General features: G+C 34.1%; 12 protein-coding genes. 1 reads left to right on the forward strand and 11 read right to left on the reverse strand.

Features of this window, described 5'->3' with window-relative positions:
- Positions 1-45 precede the first annotated feature (45 nt).
- The 11 genes from acs to GQR94_RS03295 all read right to left on the reverse strand — a co-directional run bounded on the left by acs (position 46) and on the right by GQR94_RS03295 (position 13,714).
- Positions 46-1,953 (reverse strand): acetate--CoA ligase, encoded by a 1,908-nt coding sequence (acs, locus tag GQR94_RS03245; RefSeq protein ID WP_158974142.1) that lies wholly within the window; start codon positions 1,951-1,953, stop codon positions 46-48.
- A gap of 524 nt (positions 1,954-2,477) precedes the next feature.
- Complete coding sequence (locus tag GQR94_RS03250) at positions 2,478-2,843, reverse strand: response regulator transcription factor (protein ID WP_158974143.1); 366 nt, start codon at positions 2,841-2,843, stop codon at positions 2,478-2,480.
- Between the two features lie 16 nt (positions 2,844-2,859).
- A complete protein-coding gene (locus tag GQR94_RS03255) occupies positions 2,860-5,547 on the reverse strand; it encodes a sensor histidine kinase (RefSeq protein WP_158974144.1) in 2,688 nt (895 codons plus the stop codon).
- Positions 5,548-5,921: 374 nt separating this feature from the next.
- Entirely contained in the window at positions 5,922-7,628 is a 1,707-nt protein-coding gene (locus tag GQR94_RS03260) for a sodium:solute symporter family protein (protein ID WP_158974145.1), read from the reverse strand.
- A 24-nt stretch (positions 7,629-7,652) separates the two neighbouring features.
- Positions 7,653-7,913 carry a DUF4212 domain-containing protein gene (locus GQR94_RS03265; RefSeq protein WP_029445393.1) on the reverse strand — a complete coding sequence of 87 codons (261 nt, stop codon included), beginning with the start codon at positions 7,911-7,913 and terminating at the stop codon, positions 7,653-7,655.
- A gap of 12 nt (positions 7,914-7,925) precedes the next feature.
- Positions 7,926-9,173 (reverse strand): hypothetical protein, encoded by a 1,248-nt coding sequence (locus GQR94_RS03270; protein ID WP_158974146.1) that lies wholly within the window; start codon positions 9,171-9,173, stop codon positions 7,926-7,928.
- 107 nt (positions 9,174-9,280) lie between these two features.
- Positions 9,281-9,700, reverse strand: a complete 420-nt coding sequence (locus GQR94_RS03275) for a helix-turn-helix domain-containing protein (protein ID WP_158974147.1) — start codon at positions 9,698-9,700, stop codon at positions 9,281-9,283.
- A 250-nt stretch (positions 9,701-9,950) separates the two neighbouring features.
- Positions 9,951-10,799: an endo alpha-1,4 polygalactosaminidase gene (locus GQR94_RS03280; protein WP_158974148.1), complete on the reverse strand. Its 849-nt coding sequence runs from the start codon at positions 10,797-10,799 to the stop codon at positions 9,951-9,953.
- 106 nt (positions 10,800-10,905) lie between these two features.
- A complete protein-coding gene (locus tag GQR94_RS03285; protein ID WP_158974149.1) occupies positions 10,906-11,793 on the reverse strand; it encodes a hypothetical protein in 888 nt (295 codons plus the stop codon).
- Between the two features lie 18 nt (positions 11,794-11,811).
- Positions 11,812-12,630: a hypothetical protein gene (locus GQR94_RS03290; protein WP_158974150.1), complete on the reverse strand. Its 819-nt coding sequence runs from the start codon at positions 12,628-12,630 to the stop codon at positions 11,812-11,814.
- Between the two features lie 28 nt (positions 12,631-12,658).
- Positions 12,659-13,714, reverse strand: a complete 1,056-nt coding sequence (locus GQR94_RS03295; protein ID WP_158974151.1) for a YbjQ family protein — start codon at positions 13,712-13,714, stop codon at positions 12,659-12,661.
- Between the two features lie 341 nt (positions 13,715-14,055).
- On the opposite strand from GQR94_RS03295, the gene GQR94_RS03300 reads away from it, so the two are divergent.
- Complete coding sequence (locus GQR94_RS03300) at positions 14,056-14,277, forward strand: hypothetical protein (protein WP_158974152.1); 222 nt, start codon at positions 14,056-14,058, stop codon at positions 14,275-14,277.
- The last annotated feature ends 78 nt before the right edge of the window (positions 14,278-14,355 follow it).

The raw sequence follows: 14,355 nt of genomic DNA on the forward strand, positions 1-14,355 counted from the left end.
CCCAGTAAATTTAAAATTTACTGGGCTTTTTACATTTAGGTGCGTTTAGAGTACATTATCCATGATCTCTTGAACACATTCCGGATTTAGTAAGGTGCTTGTATCGCCCAGATTACTGGTGTCCTTACTGGCTATTTTTCTAAGAATACGACGCATAATTTTTCCAGATCGCGTCTTTGGTAAGCCATTCGTGAATTGTATTTTATCTAGCTTCGCGATTGGCCCTATTTGTTCTGTAATGATTTGATTTATTTCTTTTCTCAAATTATCATGATTTCTACTTTCTCCGGTTTCTTTTAAGGTTACATAACCGTATAATGCATTCCCTTTTACATCGTGAGGAAAGCCTACGATGGCACTTTCTGAAACTGCAGGGTGCTCATTAATGGCATCTTCTATAGGCGCTGTACCCAAGTTATGTCCCGAAACAATAATAACATCATCTACACGCCCTGTTATTCTATAATATCCTACCTCATCCCTAAGTGCTCCATCACCTGTAAAATACATATTTTCATAGGCAGAAAAATAAGTGTCTTTATACCTTTGGTGATTCCCCCAAATAGTTCTTGCGATACTCGGCCAAGGGAATTTTATACACAAACGGCCTTCGGCCTGATTCCCTTTTATTTCGTTACCACTTTCATCCATTAAGGTTGGTTGAACCCCAATAAACGGTAAGGTGGCATAGGTTGGTTTCGTTGGGGTGCAAAATGGAATTGGGGTAATCATAATCCCTCCTGTTTCTGTTTGCCACCACGTATCTACAATTGGCGACTTTCGCTTTCCTACATTATCATCATACCAATGCCACGCTTCTTCATTTATAGGTTCTCCTACCGTCCCTAATACTTTTAAGGAAGACAAATCATGCGTATCTACATACGCCACGCCTTCTTTTGCCAAAGCTCTTATTGCTGTAGGTGCCGTATAAAATTGCGTAATTTTATGTTTTTCTACAATTTCCCAAAAGCGCCCATAATCAGGGTAACTAGGTACCCCTTCAAACATCACTGTGGTTGCGCCATTTGCTAAAGGCCCGTACACGATATAACTATGTCCCGTGATCCATCCAATATCTGCTGTACACCAATAAATATCATTCTCTCTGTATTGAAATACATTTTTAAAGGTATACGCCGTATACACCATATACCCAGCAGTACTGTGCACCATTCCTTTTGGCATTCCTGTAGAACCCGAAGTATACAAAATAAACAAAGGGTCTTCTGCATCCATAACAGTTGCCACTAGTTCATCGGAAGCATCGTCTAACAAAGGCTGAAGCCATTCATCACGCCCTTCTTTCATAAAAATATCTGTATCAATACGCTTTACGACCAAAACAGTTTTTACACCCTTACAATCTTCTAAAGCTTCATCTACAATCCCTTTTAAATCGATGGATTTAACACCTCTATAGGACCCATCAGATGTGATGACCATTTTACAATCGGAATCATTAATTCTCGTTGCCAAGGCTATAGAAGAAAAACCCGCAAATACCACAGAATGTATGGCTCCTATCCGAGCACAAGCTAATATAGAAACTGCCAATTCTGGGATCATAGGCAGGTAAATACAAACCCGATCTCCTTTTCTAACCCCTTTGGCTTTTAATACATTCGCAAGTTTATTAACCCGATGATATAAATCTTTGTACGTAATATGTTGTGCCGCTTCTTTCGGATCATTGGGCTCAAATAAAATTGCCGTTTTATCTCCTCTGGTTGCCAAATGTCTATCGATACAGTTCTCTGTAATATTCAATTTTGCACCTTCAAACCATTTTACTTCTGGTTTCTTAAAATCCCAGCTTAGCACCTTGTCCCATTTTTTACGCCACAAGAAATGTTCTTCTGCTATTTCCTCCCAAAATGATTCAGGATTACGTACGGACTTTCTATATACTTGATAATACTCTTCTAAATGTTTTATATGATAATTACTCATAATGGATTATTTTTTTATTCTAAATTCTAGAAACTTCGAATTCAGGGTATTGATTTTATTTTGTTGATGGGTGCTGTTGGACTCAAAGCAACCTCCTGCCTTAAAAAATTTAAAGTGTGCTTCATCACCTCAATAGGTAAAGGGTTACGCTTCGCGATTTCTGACCAATTAGGATTGCCAAAAAATCTGGACAACAAACACTTTTGTTCTAAAAACTAGAACAACTTAGAGCTCTGAGTTTTTCGGATTAAATAAGCCGAACCACTTGGGATTAAGGATCTTTAGTTTGATAAGAGACCAAGGCATAGCAATAAGGCATAGTCCAATTACAAGAGATTGTAATGTCGTAACGCCTGCTTCGTTTTCAAACTTTATTCTATAGAACAAAGTGAGTACTACATAAATCGTAATAAGAATATCTGATGTATGCGGTTTTATTTGATACTTCACGTCTTAAAATTTTAGTTAAACATTGTTTGTTTGCACACAAAACCAATATTTAAAAAAGACTTATAAGACTACTTTTAAGTCATAAGTTGCAGAACTTCTGCCACTATTTTTTTTACTGAAAAAGGTTTGATTAAATATTTATCAGCTCCTAGATTTAACCCTTTTTCAATATCTGAAGCTTTATTTTTAGCCGTTAAGAAAACTACTTTCGTAGCCTTTAAACTAGCTGTACTTTTTATATGTTTTAACGTTTGATACCCATCTACATTCGGCATCATAATATCTAGTAATACGATATCTGGCGTCCGAAGTTTTAGTAATTCTAATGCTTCACTACCATCTCTAGCAATAAACACCTCAAAATCATTCTTTTTAAATGCATATTCTAGTGACATTACTATATTTGGTTCGTCATCGACGATTAAAATTTTGTACTTCATAAAATCTGTAACCAAGTTAACTAAATGGTAACGTAAAAACAAGTTCTGCACCTGTTTTTATGTGTTTAGAGGCCCAAATTTTTCCACCGTGTTTTTCAATAATCTGTCTTGTAATCGCTAAGCCTAACCCACTACCTTCTGGCTTAATAGTATTTTGATGTTGAGATTGGTAGAATTTATCAAAAATAAAATCGATATCTTCAAGCGGAATCCCTTTTCCATTGTCTCTTACAGAAATCTCTAGCACTTCATTTCCAAGCCTATAATCTATTTCAATCTGTCCAGATTCTGGTTCGCAAAATTTTATGGCATTTGACAGCAAGTTGTACAATACCTGAATGATTCTATCTTCATCATAATTTAGATAAAAACGATGCACATTCTTAATGTTTATTTTTATGCCTTTTTTTGCAGCGATATGTTGTGTGCGCTCCACAGCTTTTCTAATGGTTTGTAAAATATCAAGAGACCCCATATTTAAGCTAAGTCGCCCTGTTTCCATCTTTTCAAAATCTAAAATATTATTAATGAGACGCCCCAACCTATCTGAATCTTGAAGTATATTATTTAGAAACTGTTTTTTAATCTCCTTTGGCATATCATCCTCTTCATCCATCAAAAGTTCTGTAGCCGCTCTAATTCCAGTAATAGGCGTTTTCAACTCGTGCGCTACGGTATCTAAAAACTCATCTTTTTGTTTATCCTTCACCACAAGTTCTTCATTTGCATCTTTTAATTTTGAAGACAATTGAGAAAGCTCATCTGATTTTTCAAGCAGCATTTTATTACTTACAATATTCTTCTTAGACTCTTCTAAAATTTTAAGGACTTCCACTAAGCTTATTTGCTCTTCCTTAACCACACTAGCGATTAAAATTTTAGCAGAAGCACTCCCAATACTACCTGTTAAAAGCTTTTCTGAAAAGTTTATCAATCTAGCATCTGCTAATTGTGTATCCAAGGGTAAATTATACTTCGTGAAAAATAATTTTAATGCTCTAGTCGCTTTTGTTTCTCCTAAAAAACGGATAAGTACATTTTTAATATCAGCTACATAGGCCTCTCCCTTCCATACGAGTGCACTATCTTGCAAGGCGGTAAAATTCCTACTGTCTACAAACATTTCAGCATAATTACGTTCTCTATAATTTCCTTTTGTTATAATTGAAAATACTAAATAACACAATAAATTAAATAGAATACTCCAGAAAAAAGCATGTGCTGGCGGACTCAAAAAATCGATTCCAAAAAGAGCATACGGCTTAAGGGCTGTAATGCCAAATAAACCATGTTGTGTAAAATCATCTCTTCCTGTAGCAGCTATTGTAAATGGAAGCACCAAGGTATAAACTGTTATAAAAAAACCCACAATTATTCCTATTATAGCCCCTCTAGAGGAACCACGATTCCAAAACAATCCAATAAAAAAAGAGGGAGCAAGTTGGCCTATAATTACAAAGGAAATTAGCCCTATAGCGTACAATGATAATTCTCGCGAAAAAGAAACATAGAAAAAATAAGCTATTATAATAATGGTAAAAATAGAAATTCGGCGAATATTCTTAATATACTTGGCATTCCGTTCTGTTTGGTTTCTGATGAATTTGTCTAAAAAACCATAGGGGATGATTAAATTATTACTCACCATGGTTGACAGTGCTAATGTAGAAACAACCACCATTGAAATAACTGCTGAGAATCCTCCAAGAAAAACTAAGGTCGCCAGAAAAGAGTTGCCGTTCTCCAAAGGCAAAAGCAAGGTGTAGTATTCCGAATTTGCAGTGCCACCAAAAGTTAGCTCTCCTGCCCAAGCGATAAAAATTACAAATATGTTAAACAAAAGAAGGTAAAGCGGAAACAACCAAATCGCTTTTTTTAAATATTTTTCTCGAGTATTCTCTAAGACCGAAACTTGAAATTGTCTGGGCAATAAAAAGATGGCCATAAATGATAATCCAATCATAAAAAACCAATTAAACCCATCTTCTAAACCTGAAAGACTGGTGAGTTCTTTAAAATTATCTATGGTCGCTATTTGATTATAAATGTCTGTGGTACCATCAAATAAATAAAAAGTTACGTAAATACCAATGACTAAAAAGAATACTAATTTTAGTATTGATTCAAAAGCTACGGCAACAATTATTCCTGTATGTTTTTCTGATGCATCTGCTTTTTGCGTACCAAAGAATGTTGCGAATATGGCTAAAAGTAGCGCTACATAAAAGGTAGAATCATTAAAAATATTAGTTGAAACATGAGGAAAACTATCTCCCATAATTTCGAATGTTTCTGAAACCGCTTTTAGTTGTAGCGAAATATAAGGAATGGTTCCAAAAAGACAAACCAACGTAACTAATGCTCCTAAAAATCGATTGTTCCCATAACGCAAAGAAATAAAATCTGCTATAGAAGAAATCTTATTTTGCTTAGAAATTCGTATCACTTTTCGAAGTACTACTATCCACAATGGTGCAGCAATAACAGGCCCTAAGTAAATAGGCAAAAAATCAATTCCAGAATTAGCCGCAATCCCTATACTACCATAATAGGTCCATGCTGAACAATACACCGCTAAGGATAACGTATAAACATATGGGTTGTTTACCCATTTGCTTTTTTTCTTTTTTTCTCCCAAAAAAGCAATGAAGAACAACACTGCTAAATACACTACGATAATAACGATTAGCAAATAATTATTCATAATGTCGCTTTAGAATAATCCCAGAAATAATAATTGAAAGAAACCAAATAGAAAACATAGAAAAGTAAAACGTTGGAATACCAAATAATGCCCCTTCAAAATTAAAAATTAAGACAAATGGGATATTAAATATTAAAAACAAAGCAATCGAAAGGACGACTAGTTTTTGTTCATGACGTTTCTTCATTTTTAAATATTTGTTGGTGCACTTTCCAATTTGCTGTGTAAAAAGTAGTGAAAAAAAATCATTTTATTACATCAATAAAAATCAGCACTACAAAAATTGCAATGCTGATTTCGTTTTAACTAACTAAATCTAAACGAATGCTCTTCATCCATTCAAAATACATTTTATGAATAAAAGAGCATTTTTCTTAGTGTCCAGAAGCCTCTCCAGCTCCTGAAGGTATTCTTATATTTTCTACAATGTCTTGAACATCTTCTGGTGGTGCAGGAGTCATTCTTGAGATCACTACAGAGATTACAAAGTTGACGAACATGGCGATAGTCCCAAACCCTTCTGGGGATATCCCAAACCACCAACTAGACTTTAAACTATCTACTGCTTCTTTACCTCCATCGAAGATTCCAAATTTGAATTTCAGCATATAAAAAAGCATTAAACCTAAACCTATAACCATACCAGCAATGGCACCTTCTTTGTTCATTCGTTTATCAAAAATCCCCAATACAATGGCCGGAAAAAATGAGGCGGCAGCGAGTCCAAAGGCTAATGCGACGACGGCTGCAACAAACCCAGGAGGATTAATTCCAAAATATCCTGCAATCACTACTGCAACTGCAGCTGCAAGACGTGCAGCAATAAGCTCTCCTTTTTCACTAATGGTTGGCATTAAAATTTTCTTGAATAAATCATGAGAAATAGAAGATGCTATGACTAACAACAAACCTGCTGCTGTAGATAATGCTGCGGCCAACCCACCTGCTCCTACTAATGCAATTACCCAATTAGGCAATTTTGCTATTTCAGGATTTGCGAGCACCATAATGTCACGATCAATAGTAAGTTCATTTGTGTTTTTGTCTGCTACATATTGAACCACGCCATCATTATTTTTATCTTCATATTTTAAAAGCCCAGTTTTCTCCCAATTAGCAAACCACTCTGGTAATCCATCGTAGGGTTTGTTACTAACAGTTTCTATAAGATTAACTCTTGCAAATACTGCTACAGCCGGAATGGTGGTATACATAATAGCAATAAATAATAACGCCCAACCTGCAGATTTACGTGCATCTTTAACACGAGGAACGGTAAAGAAACGGACAATTACATGAGGTAAGCCTGCGGTACCTGCCATTAAAGCAAGTGTAATTGCAAACACATCTATCATAGATTTACTCCCTGTAGTATATTCACTAAAACCTAATTCTGCATGCAAACCGTCTAATTTATCTAAAAGATATACCCCATCATCACCTGAACCACCAAACCCTAATTGCGGAATAGCGTTCCCTGTCATTTCAAACGAAATGAAAATTGCGGGCACCATAAAAGCAAAGATTAGCACACAATATTGTGCTACTTGTGTATAGGTAATACCTTTCATACCTCCAAGTACCGCATAGAAAAGTACTATGGTCATACCGATATAAACACCGGTCTCAATATCTACTTCTAAATACCTTGAAAAAACAATTCCCACACCTCTCATTTGACCTGCTACATAGGTAAATGAAACAATTAAAGCTGCAATTACAGCAACAATACGTGCTACATTGGAATAATACCGATCTCCAATAAAATCTGGCACTGTAAATTTTCCGAATTTCCTTAAATACGGTGCGAGCAATAATGCTAAAAGCACATATCCACCTGTCCACCCCATGAGGTAAACAGAGCCATCATACCCGCCAAAAGACACAATACCGGCTAATGATATAAATGATGCCGCAGACATCCAATCGGCAGCAGTTGCCATACCATTGATAATTGGTGGCACACCACCTCCTGCTACATAAAATTCTTTTGAAGATCCTGCTCTAGCCCAAATTGCAATTCCTATATAAAGCGCAAAAGTGATTCCTACGAGTATCCAGGTCCAAGTTAATATTCCCATAATATATTTGTTTTTTTAGTTAGTTTATTCGTCAACCCCATATTTTTTATCCAACTTATTCATCAATCTTATATAGACGAATATGAGAACGACAAACACATAAATTGAACCTTGTTGTGCAAACCAGAATCCTAGTTTGAAGCCACCCATTTTTATTTCGTTTAATTGATCGACCATTAAGATTCCAAAGACGAAGGAAACTAAAAACCAAATGGATAATAGAATAGTTAGGTACCGCAGATTTTCCTTCCAGTACGCTGTTGCGTTTTTTTGTTTATCAGACATATTTTTTATTTTTTATAGGTAAATCATCGCTTGAAGCGATATAATATTAGAATCTACTGTTCCAAAATTTTGGTTTTGATATTCTAAAGTTAGTTTTGAATTATGACCACTCATAAAGGCATTTATTCCAACACCAAATGTATTACGGTTGTCATTTACTGCATCATAACTATGCGTGCCATAACTTAAATAGGGCTGGTATCTGGTTTTAGTAAGATCTCCTTTAAAAACATATCCTACGTGCCCGTAAAGCATATTTCCAGTACCATACGCACTAAATAAATAATCTTTTCCGTAATCACTAGATTGAAACATTGCATAAGCAGTTACTGCACTGCCATCTTCACCAATTGGCGTATCATAAAATGCATCTACAGCTAAAATTGAAACATCTTCTCCTACCAAGTTTGGAGCCGCTAGGGTACCATTATCTATAACAGATCCTTTTGGATGCAGAAAGAAACCTGCTCCAATATTGAACACTTTTTTACTTCCCAAATACGTTCCCACTTTATACGGTAAGAAATTAGATTCTTGATCTAAAAAATTATAATCGAAGTATCCAGCATAGGCCTTTCCTGCATCCTTAGATCCTAATGTAGCACGACCGTTATAAACCGCATAACTACCAACTTCTGCCGCACGTGTATCTAAAGAAGAAGCCGAAGCATCATTGATAGCCACACGATATTGCAGCCGATCAAATTTTCCTTTTGCAAAAAATCCTAAATGGCGTGCGAATTGATCGGATAACCCTATAGTTGCCCAAGCTTGACGATGGTTATCCAGGGTCATCATATTTAAGGTACTCTGATTGTTTAATCTTGAAATACCATTAAAATAATGCAACCCACCTCCTAGCGTAAGATCATCTCCTATATTATATTGCGCCCAAACTCCGTGAAAAAATAACTGGGAACCGTCTCCTTTTCCTGTTGGACTTAATGCACTACTGTTTAGACTATTAAGTCCAAAGTGGGTTAAGATTAAAAAATCCTTATTGATTTGTGCAAACATTAAAATACGCGCTCGACGCAGATTGAAGTTTAGCTGACTATTTTCATTGCCGTTTGCATCAAAAGTATCCTCCGTATTGTAATTTGCTTGTACTTGTGCCCAGGAAATAACTCTTAGGTATTTTGAGCCATCCTCATTAAATTTAAATTTAAGACCTCCGGTATAATCAGGAGAGCCTTGGGCATTCATAATCTGAAAGGAAGCGAGAAATATTCCTATCCATACTAGTGTTTGTTTTCCCATTGTTAAGTTGATTAATAAGTGAATAATTGGTTTTGTGTGCACCACTAATCTCCTAAAAACAATTTGTTAACAAAAAACTAATATATTATTTTGTTAAATAAGTATACTTAATCCTTAAAACGCTCCCATTTTATTAGCATAAACTTATCTCCTAACTCCGTTACTACTACTCCCGCACCTTTTATATTTTCAGCATTTTGAAAGTACTTACCCAACTCTATCGCATTCAATATTTTATAGGTTGGATGGTAATTGGAGTTATAAGGACGCTTGATATTATACTTCTTTACCCAGTTCATAATACTCACATGAGAAACCCCAAGGATACGCTCAATCTCTCGGTACGACAAACCCTCTAAATACAACTGAAGCGACTTGTTTATGTAGTAGTCATCTATCTTCTTACCAATCTTATTTACAGAGAAGAAATAGCCGCATTGTTTGCACTTATAGCGTTGTCTATTATTTACAATTCCGCTTTTAATCTTATGGTCTGACCCGCAGTTTGGACATAGCTCAATTTTCATATATACCAAATTAGCATAAATATATCAATTTAGCACTATTAATTTTAAGGCTCATATGTTATTTACTAAAATACAACTCCCTAATTAACATGTATTTATATACTAATCACTAGACACCATAAGAACTTTATCTCTATTAACTTATGGGAATACTGACATAAACGGCTATAAATCTAGCCATAATAGCATAAAAAAAATCCCAGTAAATTTAAATTTACTGGGATTTTTTTTATGAATACCATATGCTCACCTACTCATTAAAATGAACATACTTTTTTAATATGGCATCTTCACAAATAAAGGAAAGGTCATCATTATAGATGCCTTTATATTCAGAATACACTTCTCCACAAGATTTCTCATTATAATGATTTATAATCACCAATTTCCCTGCATCTAAAAAACTTTGGGCTCCAGATTGATCCCACCAATTTTTTTCATCAGAATACGATTCATACAAGACTCCATCAAAATCAGTAGCATCTTCTACCCTATTTTTCGCCATACATTTCATTCCTTTTGAATGTACATAATCACATAGTTCTTGGTAATAGGCTGCTCCGTCAGTTTCTGTTGCGATTATCCCATAGGTGGCTCTAGATTCATCATCAAAAGCCCAGTCCATATTATCAAACTCTACCCAATCAAATCCCCTAGCAGCAATCTTATCTATTCTTGCTTTCATTACTTCTAATACTCCGGTTGTAGTTTCTTTGATAAAAAATTCATCGGGCCATTCTCCCCAAGGCGTTGCTACTAGGTAGGGTTTTATTTGTTCATAGTCTTCTCTATAAGTTTCACCCGTACCGATACTGATATAAGCGCCTACCTGGTTTCCATTTGCTTGTATCGCTGCTACATGATCAGTTACGCCATCCTGAAAAGGATCTAGTAAAACATATCCATTTTTGGCTGTGCTTAAAATAGTACTAATCTTATCTGCCTCAAAATTCTCTTGATAGGCTTGATTGTAAACTGGTATGGCAGCACTTTCAACTGTAGTAATAGGATCATCACTATTATCTGTCGCATCAACACTCTCATCACTAGCACAAGAAACAAACAAAAACAGAAATGTAATTATTAGAGGGTAATTCATTCTAATGGTTTTTAAACTATAATTTACGGAAAGATAGTATTTCTAATTTTACGCTTTTCTACCTTAAAGGTGATTTTAACTGAAAGGTTTAAATTTAATAAATACGCTAGTCTGCAGGCACAACATTTTCTGGATTAATTTTAGGGGGAAATATTACAACATGCGAGTAGTAATCTCTATAATTGCTAAATTTCGTTTTTAAGAATAACGGTTTATTCTTTTCTTCGTCGTATTTTCTGATGGGTGCTCCCCACCAATTACACTCTTTTAGAGAATCAAACCTTGTGATCCAAGTGTGCCAACCTTGATCACTAAAACCCCATCCAAATTCATTTGCATTTAAGAGTTGCTCAATTTCTGACATATCTTCATCAACATCAAAAACCCCTTCTAAGGGAATATTTGGTTGTTTCCATACATGGTACTTTTTGTCTTTCTTGAAATTAGATAAACAACTTTTATATTCTTCTGAGTTTTTTGAAATAAATAAATAGGCTTTCCATTGGTAAAATTCAGTTAAAATATACCCTAAACTCCATCCCGCATATTCACGATTAGACCAAATATCTTTATGGTGTTTTTTAATAGTTTCAAACTCAGTTCCAAAACCAGACTCTAAAGCTTTAACCGCATAAATAGTACAATGCATACTGTCTAACTTTATATTACTTTTTTCCAATCCATATTTTTGAAATACTGAAATTGAATCCTTTTCAATAGTACGCTTCTCTAAATCATTATACCATTGCGTTCCGTAATAAATACTTCCGACAGTAGGATAACTATTAAAATATTCATTCTCTATCTCTGCAATTTTATTTATGGCATCTACGGAATTAAAATTTGAATATTCATTTCTTGATTGGCTCAACGCTGTAAACACTTTAAAACTATCTTCTTTTTCCGTAGCAATATCTATAGGTTCTTTAACAACTTCTTTGCAGGTGTTGCAGAGCAATGCAAAAGCTAGAATAAAATAAATTGTTCTTTTCATATTTTCGTCATTCCAAAACTATTTTTCAGCGGTATCCATTTCAAAATAGGTTCTTATAGTATCCACTTCAGCATATGGGTCTTTCTCCATCTCGTAAAACGAAAATAAATTTTCACTTAAATTAAGTATTTCAATAGTAAAATATTCTTTTTTATTTAAGCGTTCTTCTGGAAAAAACCTAGTTTCTTTAAATTCATTTGCACTAATAAACTCCCAAGTACCGGTATACTCTTCGGAACCCAATTTCTCTACAAAAGTTCCATCCTCAAAATATTCTTTTGTTTTTTTTCTATTTCCGCTCATTAAGGAAGTAAATTTCTGATCAAACACACCGCGTACAAATGGTTTGTTCTTGTGTTCTCCTAGAACAAAATTCATAGTTACTCCCTCAAAGTTATTTGTTTTGTTTAATATGGTTTTAGCTAATTCAATATTTTCATTAGAATTATTAGGAATCGTTAACTGCATTCCAAATGCTGAAATAATCCATTTTTTTGAGCATAACATTTTTAGACGGAGTGCTATACTTTTATTTAAACTTTCTTCTGCTGTTTTCCTTGCCTCTTCTAGGAGCTCCTCTTCTAAGATTAATGCTTTTTTATTGTCTATTTCTTCAATTTCACGGAGAAGTTTTCGATAGGTTTTATCCTTTAAACCACTCCCTGTTAGTTCCAAATTATTTACATGTCCTTTTAACTGAATAAGTTGTAACGGTGTAATCTGCTCTGCTACTTCACTTAAATCTTCTACTTTGGTAGCCTTTTGATATTTTTTATCTAAACCACGGACACATGAAATACAGATTATACATAATAGAAGTAAGATGAACTTTTTCATATAAATTATTTAATGTTTTGGAATAGAATTAAGCAAAGTTTTTTTCTAAAAGTGCCAACTTAAAAATTAAATTTTCCTTAATTTCTTTAAGGTCGATAACGGCATCTTTTAATCCGTGAATATCCTTTCTACATTCTCTACAAATAGCTCTTTCCAAGTTATTTTCTGTTCCGCATTCGCATTTCCAAACATCAATTTCTTTATCTGAAAACGATTCTTTAGATCTTATGAATTTTGCCTTTACAGGAAATTTTTCTTCTAAAACCATAATCGTTTCTTGAATAGGTTTCAAGTCAGCTTTAAAATAGGTTTTTTTATGCATTCCAGCAATGGAAGCTCCCAAAGTATGTAAATACTGTTTTTTACTAGTCAATAGCTTTAGATTCTTATCATAGTCCACCATATTTAATTCTTGTATCACTTCTAGAACATACTCCAAATCTCTATCTTCATTGTTTTCTAAGAAATCAAAAATCTGCGTTATTGTATTCTCTCTTTCTAGCGTATCAAAAAACAACTTAATATTTTCTTTAACATCAAACTGACTTAAGTTATTGGTGAGTTTGCTCAATAGAAAAGGGATTAATTCTGAAACTTGATTTTCTATAATTTGATTCCACTTATTCTCAGTTAAAATCAGTTCATCTTTTTCTGCACTAGCCAACAATCGTGCTTTTAAAGACAATTGCTCAAAAGCTTCTAAATTTATGGAGGTTGAATTTTTAATTACATTCTTAGCCTTTCCTGCTACTCTTACCGCTGTCCCCATAGCGGTAACCATCAACATTGATTTTCCTTGGGCAGAAATCTCATCATTGTCAATACTGAGACCGATAACGTAATTGGCATTTAAATAATGGGCACGTCTTTTAAGTTCTATAATAGCTTCTTCATTAATCTTTTCTAATGATTTGGTATATGTATTAGACTTACCTCCAATAACATCCCGAAATCCTGTTAGTAAATCTTCAAAGAAATTCATCCCAATAACGATAGTTACAGAAATAGGTTCCAGGTATTCTACTATTTCAACATTCTGCAAAGAAGAAGTTGTTGTTACTTTTATATGTTTAAAATTTTCCATTTGTAGACTACTGTAAAGTTTATAATAGGCGCGTTATCGCTAAAAATGAGTTGCAAAAAAAATCAATCCATTTGCGCTACACCTCTAACGCATAAAAGAGAATATATATTCTACAACAAAATCAAATATATAAGATAATTCCCCTAGCGCTCTTAATACAAGTTTTGAACAATAATAAAAACCTGAATTTCTATTTCATTATTCCTATCAAATTCATTTGAGCTTATTTTTTTTTCATCTGGGTCCGTTTAAAATTTCTTCTACAACTAGTTTTAATAAATTTTTTAGCCTTTGCATTCGCGAAGAATTATTATAATTAAACTATATAAACGAAATGGGTTATGGAACTATTCAATTATTATTATACGTTGGTTAACAAGAATACGGGAGAGGCAATAGCTTCAAATATTTCAACCATTGCACTCCTAAAACCTTTTTTATCTGAAGCACTCTATGAATATCTTGAAAGTGAATCTAAAACTGGAAAACTTAATGCTTCTCGTTTAGAAGATGATCTTACTATTTGTATTGTAAAAAAAGCATTTGAATCAAGAGCATCGTAACAAATTAGAAAATCATAAAAACAAAAAAACCTGTAAATTTCTTTACAGGTTTTTAATTAGGTAGGTATTATGACCTCT

The organism is Cellulophaga sp. L1A9 (assembly GCF_009797025.1).
Lineage (GTDB): Bacteria > Bacteroidota > Bacteroidia > Flavobacteriales > Flavobacteriaceae > Cellulophaga.